General features: G+C 69.5%; 24 protein-coding genes. 14 read left to right on the top strand and 10 right to left on the bottom strand.

Features of this window, described 5'->3' with window-relative positions:
- Nucleotides 1–39 precede the first annotated feature (39 nt).
- A complete protein-coding gene (locus tag RWQ91_RS02690; protein WP_314502478.1) occupies nucleotides 40–522 on the bottom strand; it encodes a DUF4190 domain-containing protein in 483 nt (160 codons plus the stop codon).
- A 125-nt stretch (nucleotides 523–647) separates the two neighbouring features.
- Here RWQ91_RS02690 and fabG point away from each other — a divergent pair, with 125 nt between their 5' ends.
- On the top strand, nucleotides 648–1,358 hold the full coding sequence (fabG, locus tag RWQ91_RS02685) for a 3-oxoacyl-ACP reductase FabG (protein ID WP_314502477.1): 711 nt from the start codon (nucleotides 648–650) through the stop codon (nucleotides 1,356–1,358).
- Between the two features lie 13 nt (nucleotides 1,359–1,371).
- On the opposite strand, the gene RWQ91_RS02680 is transcribed toward fabG, so the two are convergent.
- From RWQ91_RS02680 to glgC, 3 genes are read right to left on the bottom strand one after another with little or no spacing between them, the layout of a single operon-like run.
- Nucleotides 1,372–2,067, bottom strand: coding sequence for an alpha/beta hydrolase (locus RWQ91_RS02680; RefSeq protein ID WP_314502476.1), 696 nt, complete (start codon nucleotides 2,065–2,067; stop codon nucleotides 1,372–1,374).
- A 31-nt stretch (nucleotides 2,068–2,098) separates the two neighbouring features.
- Entirely contained in the window at nucleotides 2,099–2,740 is a 642-nt protein-coding gene (gene serB, locus RWQ91_RS02675) for a phosphoserine phosphatase SerB (RefSeq protein WP_314502475.1), read from the bottom strand.
- A 22-nt stretch (nucleotides 2,741–2,762) separates the two neighbouring features.
- Nucleotides 2,763–4,007: a glucose-1-phosphate adenylyltransferase gene (gene glgC, locus RWQ91_RS02670; RefSeq protein ID WP_314502474.1), complete on the bottom strand. Its 1,245-nt coding sequence runs from the start codon at nucleotides 4,005–4,007 to the stop codon at nucleotides 2,763–2,765.
- A gap of 46 nt (nucleotides 4,008–4,053) precedes the next feature.
- Here glgC and glgA point away from each other — a divergent pair, with 46 nt between their 5' ends.
- The 3 genes from glgA (at nucleotide 4,054) to RWQ91_RS02655 (ending at nucleotide 6,440) form a co-directional block, all read left to right on the top strand.
- Nucleotides 4,054–5,247 (top strand): glycogen synthase, encoded by a 1,194-nt coding sequence (gene glgA / locus RWQ91_RS02665; protein ID WP_314502473.1) that lies wholly within the window; start codon nucleotides 4,054–4,056, stop codon nucleotides 5,245–5,247.
- A gap of 9 nt (nucleotides 5,248–5,256) precedes the next feature.
- The gene (locus RWQ91_RS02660; RefSeq protein WP_314502471.1) at nucleotides 5,257–6,042 is read left to right on the top strand and encodes an ABC transporter ATP-binding protein; all 786 of its coding nucleotides are present in this window, start codon (nucleotides 5,257–5,259) and stop codon (nucleotides 6,040–6,042) included.
- 137 nt (nucleotides 6,043–6,179) lie between these two features.
- Nucleotides 6,180–6,440: a type B 50S ribosomal protein L31 gene (locus RWQ91_RS02655; protein ID WP_314502470.1), complete on the top strand. Its 261-nt coding sequence runs from the start codon at nucleotides 6,180–6,182 to the stop codon at nucleotides 6,438–6,440.
- Between the two features lie 66 nt (nucleotides 6,441–6,506).
- On the opposite strand, the gene RWQ91_RS02650 is transcribed toward RWQ91_RS02655, so the two are convergent.
- A complete protein-coding gene (locus tag RWQ91_RS02650) occupies nucleotides 6,507–7,247 on the bottom strand; it encodes an exonuclease domain-containing protein (RefSeq protein WP_314502469.1) in 741 nt (246 codons plus the stop codon).
- A gap of 63 nt (nucleotides 7,248–7,310) precedes the next feature.
- Between RWQ91_RS02650 and RWQ91_RS02645 the strand changes: the two genes are divergently transcribed.
- Nucleotides 7,311–8,210 (top strand): alpha/beta hydrolase, encoded by a 900-nt coding sequence (locus RWQ91_RS02645; protein ID WP_314502468.1) that lies wholly within the window; start codon nucleotides 7,311–7,313, stop codon nucleotides 8,208–8,210.
- Here the strand turns inward: RWQ91_RS02645 and RWQ91_RS02640 are convergent.
- Nucleotides 8,170–8,724: a CGNR zinc finger domain-containing protein gene (locus RWQ91_RS02640; protein ID WP_314502467.1), complete on the bottom strand. Its 555-nt coding sequence runs from the start codon at nucleotides 8,722–8,724 to the stop codon at nucleotides 8,170–8,172. The two genes, RWQ91_RS02645 and RWQ91_RS02640, sit on opposite strands and share 41 nt — an antisense overlap.
- Before the next feature lie 80 nt (nucleotides 8,725–8,804).
- Here RWQ91_RS02640 and RWQ91_RS02635 point away from each other — a divergent pair, with 80 nt between their 5' ends.
- Complete coding sequence (locus tag RWQ91_RS02635; RefSeq protein ID WP_314502466.1) at nucleotides 8,805–9,800, top strand: DMT family transporter; 996 nt, start codon at nucleotides 8,805–8,807, stop codon at nucleotides 9,798–9,800.
- On the opposite strand, the gene RWQ91_RS02630 is transcribed toward RWQ91_RS02635, so the two are convergent.
- Nucleotides 9,772–10,245 carry an Lrp/AsnC family transcriptional regulator gene (locus RWQ91_RS02630; RefSeq protein ID WP_314502465.1) on the bottom strand — a complete coding sequence of 158 codons (474 nt, stop codon included), beginning with the start codon at nucleotides 10,243–10,245 and terminating at the stop codon, nucleotides 9,772–9,774. The two genes, RWQ91_RS02635 and RWQ91_RS02630, sit on opposite strands and share 29 nt — an antisense overlap.
- Before the next feature lie 166 nt (nucleotides 10,246–10,411).
- On the opposite strand from RWQ91_RS02630, the gene pdhA reads away from it, so the two are divergent.
- The 3 genes from pdhA to RWQ91_RS02615 are packed head-to-tail and all read left to right on the top strand — an operon-like array spanning nucleotide 10,412 to nucleotide 13,922.
- Nucleotides 10,412–11,551: a pyruvate dehydrogenase (acetyl-transferring) E1 component subunit alpha gene (gene pdhA / locus RWQ91_RS02625; RefSeq protein ID WP_314502464.1), complete on the top strand. Its 1,140-nt coding sequence runs from the start codon at nucleotides 10,412–10,414 to the stop codon at nucleotides 11,549–11,551.
- Nucleotides 11,548–12,564, top strand: a complete 1,017-nt coding sequence (locus RWQ91_RS02620) for an alpha-ketoacid dehydrogenase subunit beta (protein ID WP_314502463.1) — start codon at nucleotides 11,548–11,550, stop codon at nucleotides 12,562–12,564. Before pdhA ends, RWQ91_RS02620 begins: the two co-directional genes overlap by 4 nt.
- Nucleotides 12,561–13,922, top strand: coding sequence for a dihydrolipoamide acetyltransferase family protein (locus RWQ91_RS02615; protein WP_314502462.1), 1,362 nt, complete (start codon nucleotides 12,561–12,563; stop codon nucleotides 13,920–13,922). Before RWQ91_RS02620 ends, RWQ91_RS02615 begins: the two co-directional genes overlap by 4 nt.
- Nucleotides 13,923–13,939: 17 nt before the next feature.
- Here RWQ91_RS02615 and RWQ91_RS02610 read toward each other — a convergent pair whose 3' ends face one another.
- Together RWQ91_RS02610 and RWQ91_RS02605 are read right to left on the bottom strand one after the other, a co-directional pair.
- The gene (locus tag RWQ91_RS02610; protein WP_314502461.1) at nucleotides 13,940–15,769 is read right to left on the bottom strand and encodes an alkaline phosphatase family protein; all 1,830 of its coding nucleotides are present in this window, start codon (nucleotides 15,767–15,769) and stop codon (nucleotides 13,940–13,942) included.
- A 33-nt stretch (nucleotides 15,770–15,802) separates the two neighbouring features.
- Nucleotides 15,803–16,399: a TetR/AcrR family transcriptional regulator gene (locus RWQ91_RS02605; RefSeq protein ID WP_314502460.1), complete on the bottom strand. Its 597-nt coding sequence runs from the start codon at nucleotides 16,397–16,399 to the stop codon at nucleotides 15,803–15,805.
- A gap of 122 nt (nucleotides 16,400–16,521) precedes the next feature.
- Here RWQ91_RS02605 and RWQ91_RS02600 point away from each other — a divergent pair, with 122 nt between their 5' ends.
- From RWQ91_RS02600 to RWQ91_RS02580, 5 genes are read left to right on the top strand one after another with little or no spacing between them, the layout of a single operon-like run.
- Nucleotides 16,522–18,138: a carboxyl transferase domain-containing protein gene (locus tag RWQ91_RS02600; protein WP_314502459.1), complete on the top strand. Its 1,617-nt coding sequence runs from the start codon at nucleotides 16,522–16,524 to the stop codon at nucleotides 18,136–18,138.
- 5 nt (nucleotides 18,139–18,143) lie between these two features.
- Nucleotides 18,144–20,129 carry a biotin carboxylase N-terminal domain-containing protein gene (locus RWQ91_RS02595; RefSeq protein WP_314502458.1) on the top strand — a complete coding sequence of 662 codons (1,986 nt, stop codon included), beginning with the start codon at nucleotides 18,144–18,146 and terminating at the stop codon, nucleotides 20,127–20,129.
- Between the two features lie 13 nt (nucleotides 20,130–20,142).
- Entirely contained in the window at nucleotides 20,143–21,294 is a 1,152-nt protein-coding gene (locus RWQ91_RS02590; RefSeq protein WP_314502457.1) for an acyl-CoA dehydrogenase family protein, read from the top strand.
- 21 nt (nucleotides 21,295–21,315) lie between these two features.
- Nucleotides 21,316–21,840 carry a MaoC family dehydratase gene (locus RWQ91_RS02585; protein ID WP_314502456.1) on the top strand — a complete coding sequence of 175 codons (525 nt, stop codon included), beginning with the start codon at nucleotides 21,316–21,318 and terminating at the stop codon, nucleotides 21,838–21,840.
- Between the two features lie 5 nt (nucleotides 21,841–21,845).
- Nucleotides 21,846–22,658 (top strand): CoA ester lyase, encoded by an 813-nt coding sequence (locus RWQ91_RS02580; RefSeq protein ID WP_314502912.1) that lies wholly within the window; start codon nucleotides 21,846–21,848, stop codon nucleotides 22,656–22,658.
- Here RWQ91_RS02580 and RWQ91_RS02575 read toward each other — a convergent pair.
- The gene (locus tag RWQ91_RS02575; RefSeq protein ID WP_314502455.1) at nucleotides 22,640–23,008 is read right to left on the bottom strand and encodes a DUF1801 domain-containing protein; all 369 of its coding nucleotides are present in this window, start codon (nucleotides 23,006–23,008) and stop codon (nucleotides 22,640–22,642) included. The genes RWQ91_RS02580 and RWQ91_RS02575 overlap by 19 nt on opposite strands.

Here is a 23,008-nt window from a genome sequence, read left to right as displayed (position 1 = left end):
CGCGGCCGCTTCCGAGCGTATCGATGAGCAGCCTGCGGCTCAGCTGCTGTACGACACACCCTGGGAGGCGGCGAACGCGAAGAAGGCGATGAACGCGATGACCCCGATCACGAACAGAGCGAGTCCGGCGTAGCCGACGATGAGACCCGCCAGGGCCATGCCGCGGCCCTTCTCACCGTTCGCCGCGATCTGACGCAGCGAGATGTGTCCCATGATGACGCCCGCGAGCGACCCGATGAAGGGCAGGATCCAGATGAAGCCCACGATCGAGGCGACCAGCGAGATGATCGCGAGCGTGTTCGTCTTGACGGGGGCGTAGGCACCGTACGGCGCCGCGTAACCGGGGGCCGAGCCGTACGCCGGCGACGCGCCGTATGCCGGAGGCGCCTGGCCGTACGCGGGCGCTGACCCGTAAGCCGGGGGCTGCGGGGCGCCATAGCCCGCCGCGGGGGGCGGTGCATCGTAGGCGGGCGGCGCCGGAGGCGGAACCGGAGTGCTGCCGTCGTTGTTCGGATCGGTCACGGGAGAGCCTTTCGTCGGATGCGCTTACAGCGTCGCAGTGCGTGCCGGGGCTGTCAAACCGTGCCCCGCTAGGCTGGTCCGGTCCACCCTGCCTCCGACCGGGCACCGCCCTCCGGGAGAGAATCATGTCCACCGATCGCGTCGTCCTGGTCACAGGCGGCAACCGCGGCATCGGCCGCGCCATCGCCGAGCGCTTCGTCGCCGAGGGCTATCGCGTCGCGATCACGGCCCGTTCCGGGGACGGACCCGCGGGCACGCTCACCGTACGGGCGGATGTGACGGATGCCGCCGCCGTGGATGCCGCGTTCACCGAAGTGGAGGCGAAGCTGGGTCCGGTCGAGATCGTGGTGGCGAACGCGGGGATCACGAAGGACACCCTGCTGATGCGGATGACCGAGGACGACTTCGACAGCGTGGTGGCGACGAACCTCGGAGGCGCTTTCCGCGTCGTGAAGCGCGCTTCGAAGGGCATGCTGCGCGCACGCTGGGGGCGGGTCGTCCTCATCTCGAGCGTCGTGGGCCTGTACGGATCCGCCGGCCAGATCAACTACGCAGCCTCCAAGAGCGCCCTGGTAGGTTTCGCGCGCTCGCTCACCCGAGAACTCGGCGCCCGCGGCATCACGGCGAACGTCGTCGCCCCGGGCTTCATCGAGACCGACATGACCGCCGCGCTGCCGGAGGCCACGCAGGCGGAGTACAAGAAGAACATTCCCGCGGGGCGCTTCGCGACCACGGACGAGGTCGCGGGGGTCGTGGCGTGGATCGCCTCAGACGATGCCGCGTACATCTCCGGAGCCGTCATCCCGGTCGACGGCGGCCTCGGGATGGGTCACTGAGCCGGGAGCCCTCTCAGCGCCCGACCGCGGTCACGATCGCGGACGCCAGGTTCTCGGGCTGTGAGAACTGCGGCCAGTGCCCGGAGTGCAGCTCGATGATGTCGAGGTTCTGCACCGCCACGAGTTCGCCCGCCCAGTCCGGCGCGGAGGCGATGATGCCGCGGATCTCCTCCGCGGGCACCGTTCCCGTGAGCATGGTGACCGGCACCTGCCGGCGGCGCGTGTCCGTCAGCAGCAGCGGGTCGGTCGGGATCTTGGCCGGAACGGACTTCGCGCCGGCCGCTGCCCTCGCGCGCGTCTCCTCATCGAGGTCGGCCACCTCCTGCTCCTCGAAGAAGTCCCAGCCCGGAAAGGGCACCACGCCGTCGACCACGGGGAACTCCCAGATCGATCCGCCGTCGCCGGGCGGGAAGGTGTCGACGAAGACGACGCGCGCCACGCGCTCGGGCCGCGCGTCGGCGGCACCGTAGACCACGTTGCCCCCGCCGCTGTGGCCGACGAGCACGACCAGTCCGGGCAGCGCGTCGATCTCGTCGACGACCGCGTCGACCCAATCGGCGATGCCGAGGTGGGCGGAATCGCCCTGAGGGGCGCCCACGCCGGGCAGGGTCAGCGGGTGGACGGTGTGGCCGGCCTTCTCCAGTGCGGGGGTGACGTCGGCCCACGACGATGCATCGAGCCAGAGCCCGGGAACGAGGATGATATCCATGAGCCGACCCTAGCCAGCGGTGCCGACATCGTCACGGGAGCAGCGGGAGGACCTCGCGCAGATCCACGCGGCCGATCACCAGGTGCGCGCGATCGCGCACGGCGGGCTTCGCGTTGAACGCGAGTCCCAGGCCCGCCGCGGCCATCATGCGCAGGTCGTTGGCGCCGTCGCCGATCGCGATGGTCCGGTTCAGGGCGAGCCCCGCCTCGGCCGCCCATTCCCGCAGTGCGGCGGCCTTCGCCTCGGCATCCACGATTGCGCCGTCGACCGAACCGGTGAGCGCGCCGTCCCGTGTGGCGAGGCGATTCGCGCGCCACACGTCGACACCGAGGCTCGGCGCGATCGTGTCGAGGATCTCGTGGAATCCGCCGGAGACGACTCCGACGCGGCCGCCGCGCTCGTGCACGGCGCTGATGAGCTCCCGCGCACCGGGCGTCGGCTCGATGCGGGCCAGAACCCGGCCGAAGGCCGCGGTCGGAACACCGCTCAGCACGCCGACGCGGGCCCGCAGACTGGTGGCGAAGTCCACGTCGCCGCGCATCGCGGCCTCGGTCGCCGCAGCGACCTCCGCGCCGCGGCCGGCCTCGTCCGCCAGAAGCTCGATGACCTCGTTGCGGATGAGGGTGGAATCGGCGTCCAGGACGACGAGGAAGCGCGCGGCGGGCGTGGGCACGCCTCCACGCTAGCGGTGCGCGTCAGGCCTCGACGCGCACGCCCTTGCCCACCACCGTCAGTCCGCTGTCGGTGACGGTGAACCCGCGTGCGATGTCGCGGTCGCGATCCACACCGACCGTCGCGCCGTCCGCGAGGCTGACGTTCTTGTCGAGGATCGCGCGGTGGATGCGCGCGCCCTGGCCGACGCGCACGTGATCGAACAGCACGGAATCCGTGATGGTCGAGCCGCCGCCGGCGAGCGTCCACGGCCCTACGACGCTGCGCTCGAGGTGCGTGCCGGAAAGCACGGAGCCGAGCGAGACGACGGAGTCGATCGCGTTTCCGATCCGCCCGACCGAATCCCGGACGAATTTCGCCGGCGGGGAGTTGACCGTCTGCGAGTGGATCGGCCACTGCATGTTGTACAGGTTGAAGATCGGCAGTGTGGAGATCAGGTCCATGTGGGCGTCGAAGAACGAGTCGATCGTCCCCACATCCCGCCAGTAGTCGCGGTCGCGGTCGGTCGAGCCCGGCACGTCGTTTCGCTTCATGTCGTAGACGCCTGCTTCACCGCGCCCCACGAAATACGGGATGATGTCGCCGCCCATGTCGTGGTTCGACGTCGGCAGCTCGCCGTCGGACTCGACGGCCTCGATCAGAGCGTCGGTGTCGAAGATGTAATTGCCCATCGAGGCGAGCACTTCGTGCGGCGCGTCACTGAGTCCCTGCGCATCCTGAGGCTTCTCGAGGAACTCGCGGATCTTCGCGGGGTCCTTCTCGTCGACGTCGATCACGCCGAACTGGTTGGCCAGCGACAGCGGCTGCCGGATGCCGGCGACCGTCGCCCGTGCCCCGGACTGGATGTGGCTGTCCAGCATCTGCCGGAAGTCCATGCGATAGACGTGGTCCGCGCCGATCACCACGACGATGTCGGGCTTCTCGTCGTTGATGAGGTTCAGGCTCTGGAGGATCGCGTCCGCGGAGCCGGAGAACCAGCGCTTGCCCAGGCGCTGCTGCGCGGGAACGGAGGCGACGTACGAATCCAGCAGCGGCGACATGCGCCACGTCTGCGAAATGTGCCGGTCGAGGCTGTGCGACTTGTACTGGGTCAGCACGACGAGCTGCCTCAGACCCGAGTTGATCAGGTTGGAGATCGCGAAGTCGATGAGCCGGTACTGACCCCCGAACGGCACGGCGGGCTTGGCCCGATCCGCCGTCAAAGGCATGAGTCGCTTTCCCTCGCCGCCGGCGAGGATGATTCCGAAAACCTTCGGCGCTGATGGCATGGCACCACCCTATGCCGCAGTTCGACCCGGGTACTAGCGTGAGGGCATGCGAGTCGACATCATCACCAAGGAGTATCCGCCGGAGATCTACGGCGGGGCCGGAGTGCACGTCACCGAGCTCGTCAAAGCCCTTCGCGAGCAGATGGACGTGCGGGTCCGCGCTTTCGGCGCGTCGCGCGACGAGGACGCCACGACCGCCTACGGTGTGCCGGCCGAGCTCGCCGAGGCCAACGGCGCGATCCAGACGCTCGGCATCGATCTGGAGATCGTCCCCGACGTCGCCGGCGCCGATGTCGTCCACAGTCACACCTGGTACGCGAATTTCGCCGGCCACCTCGCCTCGCTTCTGCACGGGATCCCTCACATCGTCACGGCGCACAGTCTCGAGCCGCTCCGGCCGTGGAAAGCGGAACAGCTCGGCGGCGGCTACGCCGTGTCGAGCTACATCGAGAAGACGGCCTACGAGGGGGCTGCGGCGATCGTCGCGGTCAGCGACGGCATGCGCACCGACATCCTGCGCAGCTACCCCGGTCTGGATCCGGCCAAGGTGCGGGTGATCTACAACGGCATCGACGTCGAGGCGTGGCATCCCGTCGAGGATCCTGCACTGCTCACTCAGCTCGGGATCGACCCGACCAAGCCGTCGGTGGTCTTCGTCGGGCGGATCACCCGGCAGAAGGGACTGCCGTATTTCCTCCGCGCCGCCGGGCGCCTGCCCGCGGACGTGCAGGTGATCCTGTGTGCGGGCGCGCCGGATACTCCGCAGATCATGGCTGAGGTCGAAGGTCTGGTGCGCCGGCTGCAGGAGACCCGGCAGGGAGTCGTGTGGATCGACCGGATGCTGCCGCGCCACGAGCTGTGCGCGGTGCTGACCGCCGCGACGACCTTCGTCTGCCCCTCGATCTACGAGCCGCTGGGCATCGTGAACCTCGAGGCGATGGCGTGCGGCGCCGCCGTCGTCGGGACGGCGACCGGCGGCATCCCCGAGGTCGTCCTCGACGGGGTGACCGGGCGGCTCGTGCCGATCGAGCAGGTGCAGGACGGCACCGGCACTCCGCTGGATCCCGACCGGTACGTCGAGGATCTCGCGCGGGTCCTGACCGAGGTGGTGAGCGATCCGGAGCGCGCGGCGCAGTACGGAGCCGCCGGCCGCGCGAGGGCGACGAACGACTTCAGCTGGGGGTCGATCGCCGACGCCACGGCGGCCCTGTACGCGGAGGTCGCCGGCATCCGCCGATAGGCTGGAAGCATGCCGCAGGTGCTCGAGTTCTCCGACGTCGTCGTCCGCAGAAACGCCCGCAACATCGTCGACCACCTGGACTGGTCGGTCGAGGACGACCAGCGATGGGTGATCCTGGGGCCCAACGGCGCAGGCAAGACCACGCTGCTGCAGCTGGCCGACACGCTGGTCCACCCCACGTCCGGGAGGGTCACGATCCTGGGCGAACAGCTCGGCCGCACCGACGTGTTCGAGCTGCGTCCGCGCATCGGATTCGCCTCGTCGGCGATGGCTCGGCGCGTGCCGGCCGAGGAGACCGTGCTGAACGTCGTGCTCACCGCTGCGTACTCCGTGGTGGGCCGGTGGAACGAGGCGTACGAGGATATCGACGAGCGCCGTGCGCTCCGCGTCCTCGCGGAGTGGCGGCTTGACCACCTCGCCGACCGCACCTTCGGGACGCTGTCGGACGGCGAGCAGAAGCGGGTGCAGATCGCTCGCGCGATCATGACCGACCCTGAGCTGCTGCTGCTGGACGAGCCCGCCGCGAGCCTCGACCTCGGCGCCCGCGAAGAGCTGCTGATCCTTCTCGGCGGGTACGCGCAGGCTCCGACGACGCCCGCGATGGTCATGGTGACCCACCACGTCGAGGAGATTCCGGTGGGGTTCACCCACGTGCTCCTCCTGCGCGACGGACGTGTGGTCTCGGCCGGTCCGCTCGCGGAGGCGCTGACCTCGGAGAACCTCACGGAGGCTTTCGGAGTGCCGATCACGCTGACGGCCGACGCCGGTCGCTACACCGCCAGGGCGACCTCGTAGCGGCGACGTCGTAGCGGCGACGGCGAACGCGATTCCGCGTGCGGGCTCGGGGCTGATAGAATCGATCCTTGGTGCGTTCGCACCGCAGACTTTGACGCCCTGGCAAAATCCAGTGCACCACTCCTCAGAGGATCACCATGAAGACTGACACCCACCCCGACTACCAGGCCGTCGTGTTCCGCGACCTCGGCTCGGGCGAGACGTTCCTGACCCGTTCGACGGTCACCTCCGACAAGACCATCGAGCTCGACGGTGTGGAGTACCCCGTCATCGACGTCGAGATCTCGTCGGCTTCGCACCCGTTCTACACGGGCAAGCAGCGCATCATGGACTCGGCCGGTCGCGTCGAGAAGTTCAACCAGCGCTTCAAGAACTTCGGCGGCTCCTCGAGCAACTGACTCGCAGCCCCCACGAAAGGCCCCGCTCCGGCGGGGCCTTTCGCGTATGCGACCTCTGTCGGCTGATCACCGGATCGGCCAGCCGCCGTCGACCTGGTCTTGAGGATCAAGCCGGCCGATGCGGATGAAGTACTCGGTCAGACTCGCCGCCTGAGCGCGAGCCCAGGCGATCTGCCGCGTGTGCAGCTCCTCGGCGCGGGGCGGAAGCAATCCCGCGAAGCGCGCGGCCAGCGCCTGGGCCAGCCGGCCGGCGGCGACGGCATCGGCGGACGCGTGATGCGCGTCAACGAGCGGGACGGCGTAGTGCTCGGCCACCGCCGCGAGCGTCCGCTTTCCGCGGCGGTAACGGTCGTACGTCTTGTCGATGATCAGCGGGTCGATGACCGGCGAGGGGTCGCGCAGCGGCGTCACCGCATGACGCACGGCTTCGGCGGCGAGCAGCGAGAAGTCGTAGGCCGCGTTGTAGGCGACGACGGGGATGCCGGCATCCAGCAGCGATCGCAGCACGTCGACGATCTGCTCCACGACATCGCCCGCCGGTGCACCGAGAGCGCGCGCGTGTTCGGTGGTGACGCCGTGGATGGCCGCGGCCGCGTCGGGGATCTCGATGCCGGGGTCGGCTATCCAGTCCCTGGCGAGGATGACCGAGCCCTGCGCGTCCAGCAAGCCGACGTGGGCTGTCACGATCCGGTCGGCGGTCACGTCGACGCCGGTCGTCTCGAGGTCGAAGACGCCGATCACACGCGTCCACGACGGGCGCTCCTGCTCGGACTCGAGGGTTGTCCGGACCTCTGGTGACGGCTCCATGCCCGTAACGGTATGCGCCACGTCGGACATCGCCCTGACCGCCTGCGCTCGTAGACTCGGGGGATGCCCGCGCCGAATCCGTACTCCGCCCTGCTGGAGACGATCCCGGTGCAGCGCCGCGAGGTCGCGGTGCTCGGTGGAACGACCGCGTACTGGGTGTACGGGCCCGCCGAGGCGACGCAGACGATCATCGCGGTCCACGGCTTCCGCGGTGAGCACCACGGTCTGGAACCCGTCGTCGCGCACCTCGAGGGCGTGCGCGTGATCTCGCCCGACCTGCCGGGCTTCGGCGAGACACCGCCGCTTCCCGGCCGGCGGCACGACCTGGGCCTGTACATCGACTGGCTGACCGCCTTCGCGCGCGCGGTTGCTCCGGGCGCCGTGATCCTCGGACACTCGTTCGGCTCGATCGTGGTGGCTGCCGCGGTCGCGGCGGGTCTGCAGACGCGGCGGGTGATCCTGGTCAATCCGATCGGCGCACCCGCGCTCGAGGGTCCCCGCGGCATCCTGACCCGGCTGGCGGTCTTCTACTACTGGGCCGGTGCCCGCCTGCCCCGGCGGATCGGCGATGCACTGCTGCGAAACGGGGCAGTCGTCCGGGTGATGAGCGTGTCGATGGCCAAGACGCGCGACGCCGACCTGCGCCGTTTCATCCACGACCAGCACGACACCTACTTCTCGCGCTTCGCCGATCGCGACGTGCTCCACGACGCCTTCCTGGCGTCGGTCTCGCACGACGTACGGCAGTTCGCCCCTCGCATCCCGCAGCCGACGCTCCTGGTGGCCGCGGTCCGCGACGACATCACCCCGATCGAGGCGGAGCGCCACCTCGCGACGCTCTTCCCGGATGCGGAACTGGTCGAGATCCCCGATGTGGGTCATCTGATCCACTACGAGACGCCCGCGCCGGCGGCGGCGGCGATCAGGCGGTTCCTTGCGCCTTCCGCTCCCGGTACGCGTTGACGTTCATGCGGTTTCCGCAGTTGCCGGTGTCGCAGTAACGCTTCGATCCGTTGCGGGAGTAGTCGATGTAGACCGAGGTGCAGTCATCGGCCGAGCAGATGCGGACGCGGTCGTATTCGTTGGAGCGGATGACATCGACGAACGCCATCGCCGCCTCCACCAGGATGCGGGTCGCCAACGGGGCGTCGTCCGAGGTGGCATGGATGTGCCAGTCGTAATCGTCGTGGCTGACGAGCCGCGGGAGCGCACGGCCATCGCGCAGCATGTCGTTCACCAGCGGCACCGCGCCATCGCGGTCGACGTCCCACAGCCGCCGAAGGCGCGGGCGGATCGCGCGGATCGCGGCCAGTTCGGTCTCGTCCCGGCGGATCAGACCGGTGTACGGGTTCAGTTGCAGATAGGCCTCGAAGTCGGCCACCGTCTGCAGAGTGTCATCGTCATCGAACCCGGGCAGCGTGTTGACCAGGTAGACGGCCGCTCTGAGGGATTGCTCGGTGTCACGAATGAAAACCATATTGACTCCTGACGGGTAAGGCCTGTAACGTCACCAGTGTAAGCGCATTTGACTCATGACACCGAAGACGGCCGAATCCCATGGCAGCTCCCTCCGCATCCCTTCCTCGCATCGCGGCGGCCCCGACCCACCGGGTGAGCACCTCCGGGCTGGTCCTGGCGGTCGCCTCGGCGCTGGCCTTCTCTTCGAGCGGACCGTTCATCAAGCCCCTTCTGGAGGCCGGCTGGTCGCTCGGTGCCGCCCTGCTCGTACGGATGGGCGTTGCCGGACTGATCCTGTCGCCGGCGCTCTTCCTCGCGATCCGCCGTCAGCGCGGCTTCCTCCGCCGCCACGCGATGATCATCCTCGGCTTCGGGCTCATCCCCGTGCTCGGGTGCCAGCTGTTCTTCTTCTCCGCGATGCAGCGGATGCCGGTGGCCGTCGCGCTGCTGATCCAGTACCTCGCGCCCGTCATGCTCGTCGCTTTCGTCTGGATGCGCACCCGCCGGGCACCCTCCTCGCTGGTGCTGTGGGGTTCGGCGGTGGCGATCGTCGGCCTCGTGCTGGTGGTCGACATCTCCGGTGCGTCCTTCGACCTGCTCGGCACCCTGTTCGCCCTCGCCGCTGCCGTGTGCGTCTGCGTCTACTTCGTGATCTCCGAGCGCGCCGGCGCGGATCTGCCGCCTCTCGCACTGGCGGCCGGCGGACTGCTGACGGGCGCCATCTTCATGGCTGTGCTCTGCCTGACGGGGATCATGCCGTTCGAGGCGCCCGCGGTCTCGGTGGTGCTCGCCGGCATCGAGGTGCCGTGGTTCGTCCCGCTGCTGTGGGTCGCCGGTGTCGCCACGACAGTGGGGTACGCGTTCGGTGTCATGGCGGTGCCGCGCATCGGATCGCGGGTGGCATCCTTCGTCGGTCTGTCCGAGGTCCTCTTCGCCCTCGGATTCGCATGGCTCTTCCTCGCCGAGGTGCCCGCACCCATCCAGTTCGCGGGAGGAGCACTCATCCTCGTGGGCGTCGTCCTGGTGCGGGCGGATGCCCAGTCCTCGTCGACCCCGCGCGAGCGGGCTAGCCTTCCGAGCGTGCCAGCGCCATGAGCGGGGTCACCCGATAGCCGATGACCTCGCCCATCACGAGGGAGGTCTCGGTGCGCTCGACGCCCTCGATCGCGAGGATGCGGGCGTCGGTGTCGAAGAGGTGCTGCGTGTCGCGGCATGCCACGCGCACGAGCAGGTCCACCTGACCGCTCAGCCCGTGCGCCTGAACGATCTCGGGAACCTGCGCGAGCTCCGCCGTGATGCGGGGAAGGTCGGCCTGACGCACCGTCGCACTGATGAAGGCCTCGATCGGGAAGCCCAGCGCCATCGAGGAGATGGCCCGTTCGTAGGAGAGGAAGACGCCCGAGCGCTCGAGCCGGGCCATGCGCGCCTGCACCGTATTGCGGGACATGCCCAGCCGCTCGGCCAGCGCCACGACGGTGGCTCGCGGGTCTGCGGCGAGCGCTGCGAGCAGCTCGAGATCGACGTGGTCGAGGGCGTTCATAGTGCGAAAGATTAGCACGGCTTCGTTGGCAATAGTGTGCAACATGCTCAATGGGAATGACGATGCTTGAGCTAGGTGCAATATCGACGTACTCTCGGTCTCGTCGGCGACGCTGCCGGCGATCCGCGACGGACCACCTCACGAGGGAGGTTCGCACCGAGGAGGGATGACGATGATGCACACCCTGAGCCCGACGGCCGAACCCGCGACCGACATCGACGATGTGGCCCGCCTGATCACACCCGAGGGCGAACGCATCGCCGACCGCGAACTGGATCCGTGGGTGGCCGACATCGATGCGGACGCGCTTCGCGGCCTGTACCGCGACATGAGCCTGGTGCGCCGCATCGACAGCGAGGGCGTTGCCCTCCAGCGGCAGGGCCAGCTCGGGCTGTGGGCGCCGTGCCAGGGCCAGGAAGCCACGCAGGTCGGCACCGCGCGCGCCTTCCGCTCCGATGACTTCGTGTTCCCGAGCTACCGCGAGATCGGCGTCAACTTCGTGCGCGGCGCCGTGGCCTCGGACTTCGTCCTCGCCTGGCGCGGTGAGGCGCACTCGACCTACAACCCGTACGCCATCAACACCGCCAGCCCGCAGATCATCATCGGAGCACAGTCGCTGCACGCCGTCGGATACGCGATGGGCATCCAGTTCGACGGGACCGACCAGGTCGCGGCCGCGTACTTCGGCGACGGCGCGACCAGCCAGGGCGATGTGAACGAGGCGATGGTCTTCGCTTCGTCCTTCCGCGCACCTGTCGTGTTCGTCTGCACGAACAACCAGTGGGCGATCTCGGAGCCGGTCACCGTCCAGGCCAAGTTCCCCATCGCCGGCCGCGCGCCGGGCTTCGGCATCCCGAGTCTGCGCGTGGACGGCAACGACGTGCTGGCGTGCCTCGCGGCCATGCGCTGGGCGGTCGACCACGCCCGCACCGGCAACGGTCCCGTCTTCATCGAAGCCGTCACGTACCGGATGGGTCCGCACACCACCTCGGACGACCCGACGCGCTACCGGGACAAGGACGAGGTCGAGCACTGGCGCCGGCGCGATCCGCTGGCACGGGTGCAGGCGCATCTGCGCGCTCGCGGCGAGTTCTCGGAGGACTTCGAGCGGGAGATCGCGGCCGAGGCGGACCGCTGGGGCGCTGATGTGCGCTCGGCATGCCTGTCCGCCGTCACCAAGCCAGCGATCGAGATCTTCGACCACGTGTACGCCGAGCCGCACGTCGGGCTGGACGCGCAGCGCGCGCAGTACGCGGCCTATCTCGACGGGTTCGCGGATGCCGCCCCGGAAGGTGCGGCACGATGACTCAGCTGACGATGGCGAAGTCCATCAACGAGGGTCTGCGCCGCGCGATGGCCGATGACCCGAAGGTGCTGATCATGGGGGAGGACATCGGCAAGCTCGGCGGCGTCTTCCGCGTCACGGACGGACTGCTCGACGAATTCGGCGCCAAGCGGGTCATCGACACCCCGCTGGCGGAGTCGGGCATCATGGGCACGGCCGTCGGCCTCGCCTTCCGCGGGTTCCGACCGGTGGTCGAGATCCAGTTCGACGGATTCGTCTATCCCGCCTTCGACCAGATCGTCTGCCAGGTGGCGAAGCTGCACTACCGCACGCGCGGAAACGTGACGATGCCGATCACGATCCGCATCCCGTGGGCCGGCGGCGTGGGGGCCGCCGAGCATCATTCCGAATCGCCCGAGGCGTATTTCGTGCACACGTCCGGGCTGCGCGTCGTCGCGGTCTCGAACCCGCAGGACGCGTACGTCATGCTGCGTCAGGCGATCGCCTCGAACGATCCGGTGGTCTACTTCGAACCCAAGCGGCTTTATCACCAGAAGGGCGAGGTCGATCTCGGAGTCGATCTGGCGGATGCGCCCCCGATGGGCCTCGCGCGCATCGCCCGCGAGGGCAGCGATGTGACCCTGCTGAGCTACGGGGCACAGGTCGCGACCGCCCTGGACGCCGCGGTCGCCGCCGAGGACGACGGGATCTCGATCGAGGTCATCGACCTGCGGTCGATCTCTCCGGTCGACTACCGCACGGTGGCGGCGTCGGTGCGCAAGACCGGTCGGGTCGTGGTCACCCACGAGGCCGCGCGCGAAGCAGGCGTCGGCGCCGAGCTCGTCGCGAGCGTCACGGAGCAGTGCTTCCACTACCTGGAGGCGCCGCCCGTGCGCGTCACGGGACACGACATCCCGTACCCGCCCGCGAAGCTCGAGAAGCATCATCTGCCCGATCTGGATCGGATCCTGGATGCCGTCGACCGTGTGCTCGACCGGCCGAACAGCCTGACCGGCGTGGAGGTGGGCTCGTGACCATCGACTTCCGCCTCCCGGATCTCGGCGAGGGTCTCCCCGAGGCCGAGCTCGTGCAATGGCTCGTCGCCGAGGGCGACACCGTGGCGCTCAACCAGACGATCGCCGAGGTCGAGACCGCCAAGGCGATCGTGGAGCTTCCCTCGCCGCACGCCGGCGTGGTCACCTCGCTCCACGCGGCTGCCGGCGACGTCGTGGAGGTCGGCGCCGTGCTGATCTCCTTCGACATCGCGGGGGAGGAGCCGACGGCTCCCGGTGCAGAAACCGCCTCTCGGGCCACCGCGGAACCGAGCGCGGAGGAGAACCGGGCCCAGCCCAACCTCGTGGGCTACGGCGCCGCGCCGCGCGGTTCGGCACGCCCGCAGCGCCGCGCCCGGGGGCAGATGCGCCCCGCCGTCGGGGTCGACACCGCGGTCCTGGAGGCCGCACCCCACGACGTGATCCACACGCCCGAGCCGATCGAGGCGCTGCGCGAGCGCCCGCGCTCCACTCCACCGGTGCGCAAGCTCGCGAAGGAACTCGGCGTCGATCTCGCTCTGGTGCAACCGAGCGGCGCGACGGGGCTGATCACCCGGGCCGACGTCGAGTCGTACGCGGCACGCGTGACCCCGACCGAACCGACGGTCGTTCCCGCCCTCGCGCCCCGTTCCGAGGGTGAGCGCACGACGCGCATCCCCATCCGCGGGGTGCGCAAGCACACGGCGGACGCCATGGTGCGAAGCGCCTTCACCGCGCCGCACGTGACGACTTTCGTCACGGTCGATGTGACGGCCACGAGCGAGCTGATCGCGTCGCTGCGATCCGACCGCGCGCTGGAGGGGCACCGGATCGGCATCATGGCCGTCGCCGCCAAAGCGGTGTGCCTCGCGCTCGGACGTCACCCCAGCCTCAATTCGCGGTGGGATGCCGAAGCCGGCGAGATCGTTCAGCATCACTACGTCAACCTCGGCATCGCCGCGGCGACCGAGCGGGGCCTCGTGGTGCCCAACATCACCGACGCGCAGAGCATGACGCTCGTCGAGCTGGCGGACGAGATCGGACGGCTCGCCGAAGTCGCCCGCGCGGGCCGGACGGCCCCGAGTGCGATGAGCGGCGGGACCTTCTCGATCACGAATGTCGGCGTCTTCGGCGTCGACGCGGGGACCCCGATCCTGAACCCGGGGGAGGCGGGCATCCTCGCCCTCGGGGCGGTGCGGCGCCAGCCCTGGGAGCACCGCGGGGAGATCGCCCTGCGCGACATCATGACGCTGAGCCTGTCGTTCGATCACCGCCTCGTGGACGGCGAGCAGGGTGCCAAGTTCCTTCGCGAGGTCGGCGAGATCCTGCGCGAGCCGGGGCGGGCGATGCTGCTGGGCTGAGCCCGTCGCGTCGCGGCTTATTCGATCTTCGGGTAGAACAGTCCGAGCCCGTGCTTGCGCAGCAGCGTGTACGCCTGCTCGAACGTCTCGGGCTCGGCGTGGCCGTCGCCGCCGTACTTCGCCAGCAGCAGGCCCAGCAACCCGCGGCCGGGCGGGCTCAGCGGCTTGTCCTTGTGCGGAGACGCCGACGGGTCGATCTCCTGGTCGGCCTGCGGGTTGGCCGGCACGTACATCGGGTGCACCACCGGCCACGTGCGCGGATCGCGCGGCTGCTGCAGGTTGACCGCCGAGAACAGGTCGTTCGCACCGGCGTCCCTCCGGGTCAGCGGACGCAGGCCGTGGAGGCGTGAGAGCGTCGCGATCACCGATCCGTGGTGCATCTCGTCGTGGATGATCGTGTTCGAACGGGTGTAGGCCGAGACGGCGATCGCCGGGACGCGGCATCCGAGCCGATCGAAGGTGAAGCCCATCTCGCCGGGTTCGGCATCCACCGTCGGAGGTGTGGCGCTGGGTGGGGCGACGTGATCGTACGTGCCGCCGTGCTCGTCGAAGGTGATCAGCAGCAGCGTGTTCATCGCGTTCGAGCCGTCGGCGGTGGCGCTGGTCTTGATGGCGTCGTACACGGTCGCCACCAGCTTCTCACCGGCTCGCACGTCCGAGACCGCCGAGTCGAGGATCGACTCGCCGTCGACGTCCGAGCTGCGGAACACCCCGAACGGGGGGTGGAAGTCGTTGTGGTTGTAGACCATGCGCGGCTCGATGAACGAGTAGGCCGGCAGCGTGCCCGCTTTGGCGTCCTCGTAGAACTCGGACATGTGGGCGAAGTGCTCGGTGCGCCAGTACTTCTCGAGCGAGGGCGCGTGCTGCACTCCGGTCAGCGAGACGAGCTGCATCTCGTCGAAGTAGACCTTCCAGGAGATGCCGGCGTCATCGAGACGGTTGAAGATCGTCGGCACCGCCTCGGCATCCAACCACTTGTCGTAGCCCGCGCCGTGCTTGTTCGTGACGAACCCGTGCGAGGTGGAGGCGTGGAAGAAGGAGCGGTTGCAATACGTCTGTGACGGCACTCCCGCGAACCAGGCGTCGAAGACGGCGAACTCTCGCGCCAGGGTCGACAGCACCGGCAGCTGCTCGGGGGAGAAGCCACCCATGATCTGCGTGACGACGTCGATCCCGGGCTGTTTGCCGCTGCTGCGCACGATGTTGTTCACGTAGTCGTGCACGAACCCGTCCATCGTCGGATCCGTGCCGCCGGCCGGTGCATTGAACGGCGCCTGCATGCCACCGGTCTGGCTGGAGGCGTTCGCGGCGGGAAGCACCGTGCCGAACAGCTGCGTGTTGACGTGCGGATACTCTTCGCCGGGATCGGGGTTCGGCTGTCCCATGACGACATCCGTCGCGCCCTCGTAGACGTGCGCGGCGATCCGCTCGCCGGTCGGGGCGGCATTCGCGTAGTCACCGAACGCCAGACCGTCGAAGGTCTGCCCGGCCGGCAGGTTCTCGGGCGTGTAGAGCCAGCCGAGCATGTTGTCGAAGGACCGGTTCTCACCCATGAGCACCACGACGTGGTCGAAGCCCGGCACCGAGCGGGGGCTCAGCGCGCCGTAGTCCTGCGCACCCTCCCGATAGCCGATGGCGTGCCCGGTCGACGCGCCGGCGGCGGCGCCGACCCCACCCCCGACCACGAGCCCCGCCGCGGCGATGCCGCCCACTTTGAGGAAGTCGCGCCGCGAGCTGTACAGGTCCTCGTCGCGTGCCGGATCGGCGGACGCCGCAGCGTCCTCGCGCGATGCGGGCGCGTCACGCTCCGCCTTGTGAGCGCCGCCCCCCGGGGCATCCTTGGGCATGGTGCGACCAGCATAGGGGACGGGCAACCGTGGTCAGGCGGTCAGGGCTGCTTCTGCCATCGACTCCAGGATGCTGCGGACGGTGCTGTCCGACGGAGCTGAACGGGCACCGCGCACACTGTGCGGGGTGGAGTTGATCAGGCCGAAGCACGCGTGCGCGCGCACCCGCAGATCCGCCTCGGACCTCTTGGGGTGAGTCTCTGCCAGCACGGCCATCCACAACTCGACATACTCGCGCTGCAGGCGACGGACGCGGTGACGGTCGTCATCGCTCAAGCTGGCCAGGTCGCGGTCCTGGACGCGGATGACCTCCGCGTCGGAGAGGGCGAAGTCGACGTGGAACCGGATGAGTCCCGCCAGCCGCGCGGCGGGGGTCTCGTCGGCCGCGATCACCTGCCGGCCACCGCTGAGCAGCCTTTCGCTGACGCGGACGAGGATCGCCCCGAGGAGCGCCTGCTTGTTGGCGAAGTGGCGGTACACGGCGGGTCCGCTCACCCCGACCGCGGCACCGAGTTCCTCCAGGCTTACGCCGCTGAAGCCCCGCTCGGCGAACAGCCGCGCGGCCTCATGGAGGATGGCGGCCTGGCGATCGGCTTTGGCCCGGTCGCGCTCGGTGACACCGCTTGTCATTTCAGTTAATCCCCGCTAACCTGAGCATTCAGTTAGTGATCCCTAACCACTCTGTGAACCATAACCAGGTGATCCCATGGGAACAACAGACGTGATCCGATCGTGACGTCGATGGAGATGAGATGACCGCATCCGGCCCGCTTCTGCCGAGCGCCGTCGTCCATGACGAGTCCTTCGCACGCACGCGCGACGCGCAGGCCCAGCTCACGGCGGATCTCCGTCGACGTCTCGCGCAGGCGGCACTCGGCGGTCCTGCGGCATCCCGCGAGCGTCACGTGGCGCGCGGCAAGCTCCTGCCGCGGGAGCGGATCACGCGGCTGCTCGATGAGGGCAGCCCGTTCCTCGAGATCGCCCCGCTCGCCGCGGACGGTCTGTACGGCGGGGAGGCGCCCGGCGCCGGAGTGATCGCGGGCATCGGACTGGTCCACGGGCGCCACGTGATGGTGGTGTGCAACGACGCGACAGTCAAGGGCGGCACCTACTTCCCCCTCACCGTGAAGAAGCACCTGCGGGCGCAGGAGATCGCGCTGGAGAACCGTCTGCCGTGCATCTACCTGGTCGACTCGGGCGGGGCGTTCTTGCCGATGCAGGACGAGGTGTTCCCCGATCGCGACCACTTCGGGCGCATCTTCTTCAACCAGGCGCGCATGTCCTCGGAGCGCATCCCGCAGATCGCCGCGGTGCTCGGCTCGTGCACCGCCGGCGGGGCGTACGTGCCGGCGATGAGCGATGAGACGGTGATCGTCCGGGGTCAGGGCACGATCTTCCTCGGCGGCCCCCCGCTGGTGAAGGCGGCGATCGGGGAGATCGTCAGCGCCGAGGAACTGGGTGGGGGAGAGCTGCACGCGACACGCTCGGGAGTCGTGGATCACCTCGCGGAGGACGACGAGCACGCCCTCGAGCTCGTGCGCGACATCGTCGCCACCCTCCCGCCGCCGCTCTCGCCCGCGTGGGACGTGACAGCGTCGGCCGCTCCTCGGGCGGATCCGGCTGAGCTGTACGGCGTGGTTCCGGTCGACGTGAATCAGCCCTACGACGTCCGCGAGGTCATCGCGCGGCTCGTCGATGACAGCGCGTTCCACGAGTTCAAGCGCGCCTACGGCGAGACCCTTGTCACCGGCTTCGCCCGTATCCACGGGCACCCGGTCGGTGTGGTCGCGAACAACGGCGTGCTGTTCTCGGAGTCGGCACAGAAGGGCGCGCACTTCATCGAGCTGTGCGATCAGCGCGGCATCCCGCTGCTGTTCCTGCAGAACATCTCCGGATTCATGGTGGGGCGCGATGCCGAGGCCGGGGGCATCGCGAAGGACGGCGCGAAAATGGTCACGGCGGTCGCGACGACCAGGGTGCCCAAGCTGACGGTCGTGGTCGGCGGATCGTTCGGCGCAGGAAACTACTCGATGTGCGGCCGCGCGTACTCGCCCCGTTTCCTGTGGACGTGGCCGGCGAGCCGTATCTCCGTGATGGGCGGGCCGCAGGCCGCGTCGGTGCTCTCCACCGTCAAGCGCGACCAGCTCGAGAAGCGCGGACAGGAGTGGTCACCCGACGAGCAGGCCGCATTCGAGGCGCCCATCCGCGCCCAGTACGAAGATCAGGGGAACCCGTACTACGCCACCGCGCGACTGTGGGACGACGGCGTCATCGATCCGGCGGACACCCGAGATCTGCTCGGGCTCGCACTCGACGTGGTGGCGCGCGCGCCGCTGCCCGAACCGCGCTTCGGCCTCTTCCGGATGTGATGGACATGTCCGCCGCATCCGTCCCTCAGCCCGTCGAAGGCTTCCACACCGTCCTGGTCGCCAACCGGGGCGAGATCGCCCGTCGCGTGATCCGCACCCTTCGTGCCCTCGGCATCCGTGCGGTCGCCGTCTACAGCGACGCCGACGCCGACGCGCCGCACGTGAGCGAAGCGGATGCCGCCTACCGGATCGGTCCGGCGGCAGCGGCTCTGTCCTATCTGAACGGAGCCGCGATCCTCGCGGCCGCGCGCCACGCGGGCGCTCAGGCGATCCATCCGGGCTACGGGTTCCTGTCGGAGAACGCCGAGTTCGCCGCCGCCTGCGCCGAGGCCGGCATCGTGTTCATCGGCCCCGGTCGGCGCGCCCTCGAGGTCATGGGTGACAAGATCCGCTCCAAGGAGCACGTCGCCGCACACGGAGTGCCGGTCGTGCCCGGATTCAGCGCGGCCGGGATGACCGACGCCCAGATCGGGGACGCCGCGGCACGGGCCGGCTACCCGCTGCTCGTGAAGCCCTCGGCAGGCGGCGGCGGAAAGGGCATGCAGATCGTGCGCGCGGCCGACGAGCTGGCGGAGGCTCTGGCAGCGGCCCGGCGCGTGGCCGCTGCGGCATTCGGCGACGACACCCTGCTGCTCGAACGGCTCATCGAGCGACCGAGGCACATCGAGGTGCAGGTGATGGCGGACGCGCACGGGGGGATCATCCATCTCGGCGAGCGCGAGTGCACGCTGCAGCGCCGCCACCAGAAGGTGATCGAAGAGGCGCCCTCGCCCGTCGTAGACCCGGTGACGCGCGCCCGCATCGGCGCGGCCGCGTGCGCCGCCGCGTCCAGTGTCGACTACCAGGGCGCCGGAACCGTCGAGTTCCTGGTCTCCGCCGGTCGGCCTGACGAGTTCTTCTTCATCGAGATGAACACGCGGCTGCAGGTCGAGCATCCGGTCACGGAGCTCGTCACCGGCCTGGACCTCGTCGAGATGCAGCTGCGCGTGGCGGCAGGCGATCGCCTCGGCGTGACGCAGGACGACGTCCGGCTCACCGGTCACGCCATCGAGGCGCGCGTCTACGCCGAGACTCCGGCGCGCGGCTTCCTGCCCGCCGCCGGCGAGGTCCTGGCCTGGGGCGCCGCGCAGAACGTGCGCACCGATTCCGCGGTGGCAACCGGCTCGACGGTCACCGCCGACTACGACCCCATGATCGCGAAAGTCATCGCGCACGGCGCGGACCGCGTCCAGGCACGGGAGCGGCTGGATGCCGCTCTGGCGGGCACCGTCGTGCTGGGCCTCGACACGAACATCGGCTTCCTGCGGAGGCTTCTGTCCGACGACGCGGTGCGTGCCGGCGACCTCGACACGGGGCTGATCGACCGCCTTCCGCCGTTCGTGGATCCCGCGCCGAGCTCCGCAGCGCTCGAAGCGGCGGCAGCCGCCGTCCGCCGGGACGCTGCGCTCTCGGCCGGCTCTTCGCCCCTGTGGCAGTCCCTCCCGGGATGGCGCATCGGCCGAGACTCGGAGCAGGCCGCCGTGCGATTGCAGGACGACGCGGGCGGCATCCATTCGGTCGCTGTCCCGGCTGGCAGCTCGGGCCGCCTCGCGGGAGTGGACGCGACGGATGCTGCCACCTCGACGGTCGCGACCGATCGCGAGGGCGCCATCTGGGTGCACGCGGACGGCGCGACGCACCGGCTTCGGGTCCTCACTCGCCGCGAGGCCATGCAGCTGAGGCTGGCGGCATCCGCCGGCCCGGCAGCGGCGGCGCATCCCGAGCTGCGCGCACCCATTCCCGGTGCGGTCGTGGCCGTCCACGTCGCTGACGGTGCACGCGTGCGGGCAGGGGAGCGGCTGGTCACGATCGAGGCGATGAAGATGGAGCACCCCGTCATCGCTCCCCACGACGGCGTCGCGGCGATCGCCGTGACCGTCGGAGACCAAGTGCGCCGAGACCAGGTGCTCGCCCGCGTGACTGAGGCCGCCGGCGACGGCGCCACGGATTAGACAGGAGATCTCCATGCACAACCACGACCTCACCGACGACGAGCAGCAGCTCGCCGGCCTCGTGCGCGAATTCGCCGACGAGGTGGTCGCCCCGCGCTCGTACGAGTCCGACCGCACGCACACACTTCCCCTGGACGTGGTGGCGCAGATGGGTGAGCTCGGCCTGTTCGGCCTGCCCTTCCCCGAAGACGTCGGCGGTCAGGGCGGCGACTACTTCGCCCTCTGCCTGGCGATCGAAGCCCTGGCCCGGGTCGACCAGTCCGTCGCGATCACACTCGAGGCCGGGGTGAGCCTCGGCGCCATGCCCGTGTTCCGCTTCGGTACGGACGCGCAGAAGGCCGAGCTGCTGCCCGACCTTCTCGCCGGCACCGCCCTCGCCGGCTTCGGGCTGACCGAGCCCGAGGCGGGCTCGGACGCCGGTGCCACCCGCACGACGGCCCGGCTGGAGGATTCCCACTGGGTGCTCAACGGCTCGAAGCAGTTCATCACCAACTCCGGCACCGACATCACGCGGTTCGTCACCGTCACCGCGGTGACGGGCGAGAAGGACGGCCGCAAGGAGATCTCCACGATCATCGTGCCCAGCGGCACGCCCGGGTTCACCGTGGAGCCGCCGTACGACAAGGTCGGCTGGAACGCGTCCGACACGCATCCCCTCACCTTCCAGGACGCCCGGGTGCCCGAGGCCAACCTCCTCGGTGAGCGCGGCCGCGGCTTCGCCAACTTCCTGCACATCCTCGACGAGGGACGCATCGCGATCGCCGCCTTGGCCACGGGTGCGGCGGAAGGCTGCCTCGAGGCGGCGGTCGACTACGCCAAGAAGCGCACGGTGTTCGGCGAGCAGCTCTCCACGCGCCAGAGCATCCAGTTCATGCTGGCCCGCATGCAGCTGCGCGTGCACAACGCGCGCCTGGCATGGCATGACGCAGCGCGTCTGCGCGATGCCGGCAAGCCCTTCAAAGTGGAGGCGGCGATCGCGAAGCTCACCTCGAGCGATGCGGCGATGGACAACGCCCGGGATGCGACCCAGATCTTCGGAGGCAACGGGTTCATGAACGAGTACCCCGTTGCCCGTCACTATCGCGACTCCAAGATCCTCGAGATCGGCGAGGGCACCACCGAGGTTCAGCTGCTGGTCATCTCACGGGCTCTGGGCCTGTCGTGAGCGCTCGGGTAGCGTGAGCGCGTGAGCGACGCGCGTGAGATCGTGCAGCGCGGCCTGTACTTCGAGGAATTCGAGGTGGGTGCGCGCTACCTCCATCGTCCGGGACGGACGGCCACCGAGGCCGACAACGTGATGTTCTCGGCACTCACGATGAACACCCAGGCCCTGCACCTGGATGCTGCCTACTCCGCGACGCAGCCGTTCGGGCAGCGTCTGATGAATTCGATGTGGACCCTCGCGACGATGGTCGGCGCATCGGTCACACAGCTGACGCAGGGAACGCTGGTGGCCCAGCTGGGCCTGTCCGACATCGCCTTCCCCGCGCCGCTGTTCCACGGAGACACGCTGTACACCGAGACGGAGATCCTCGAGGCGCGCCCCTCGAGCTCCCGCCCAGGACAGGGAATCGTCACCATGCGCCACACCGGACGCAACCAGGACGCCGCCGTCGTCGCGACGGCGACGCGGGTCGCGCTGATGTGGCGGGCGGATGCCGCCGCTCACGGCCCCGGAACGTCGGCGCGCGCGACGGGGGAGCAGTCGTGAGTGCGCTGCGCCACGGGCCGGCGATCCTGTTCTGCCCCGCCGACCGGCCGGACCGCTTCGGCAAGGCGCTCGAGCGCGCCGATGCGGTCATCCTCGACCTGGAGGACGCCGTTGCACCGTCGGCGCGCGTCGCTGCGCGCGGTGCTGTGATCGAGTCCGAGCTGGACCCGGATCGTGTCATCGTGCGCGTCAACGCTCCCGGCACCGACGACTTCGCCGCCGACCTCGCGACGCTGTCGCAGACCGACTACCGCACCGTCATGGTCGCCAAGGCCGAGAGCGTGAAGCAGCTCAAGAACATCGACCGGCGTTTCTCGATCATCCCGCTGTGCGAGACGGCGCGGGGGGTGGCGCATGCGGAGAAGTTCGCCGCGCACGACCAGGTCGCCGGCCTCATGTGGGGAGCGGAGGATCTGGTGGCGAGCCTCGGGGGCACCTCGAGTCGCAAACCCAACGGCCGCTATCGCGATGTCGCCCGGGTCGCCCGGGCTCGTGTGCTGCTGGCCGCCGGCGCGCGGGGCAAGGATGCGATCGACGCGGTGCACTTGGACATCGCGGACACCAGGCGGCTGGCGATCGAGGCCTCGGACGCCGCGGCGTCCGGATTCGCCGCGACCGCCTGCATCCACCCGAGCCAGGTCGAGATCATCCGTCGCGCGTATCGACCCGAGGAGTCAGCCCTCGCCTGGGCGCACGGCGTCCTGGATGCGGCGCGGTCCCACGGCGGCGTGTTCACGTTCGAGGGCCGCATGGTCGATGAGCCCGTGCTGCGACATGCCCGCGCCGTCCTGGCGCGCCGTCAGTCGCTGCCGGACTGAGCCGCAGCGCGACGCGCCACGATCGCGCGCGTGACCGCGCCGATGAGCTCGTACGGCACCGGCCTGTCGTGCGGGAACACGACGGAGTCCTTCTCCGCGCGGTAGGGCCGGATCTCGCTTTCGAGCGGCTCGTCCAGCGCCGGAACGGGGTACACGCCGATGTGCTTCTTCCAGCCCGCATAGTGCAGTGCGTAACGCCCGCCCAGCATGACCGCAGCGATGGCGTAGCGCACCTTCTCCTCGGGCTCGGGCACGTTCGCCAGGATCACCTCGCGCACCCGCTGCAGGCGCTCGGCGACCTCCGGCGGAAAGCCCGCGATGTACTCGTCGACCGTCGCCGCAGCTGCCAT

It is taken from the genome of uncultured Microbacterium sp., assembly GCF_963524805.1.
Taxonomy (GTDB): domain Bacteria; phylum Actinomycetota; class Actinomycetes; order Actinomycetales; family Microbacteriaceae; genus Microbacterium.
This window is presented reverse-complemented; position numbering and strand designations above follow the sequence as displayed.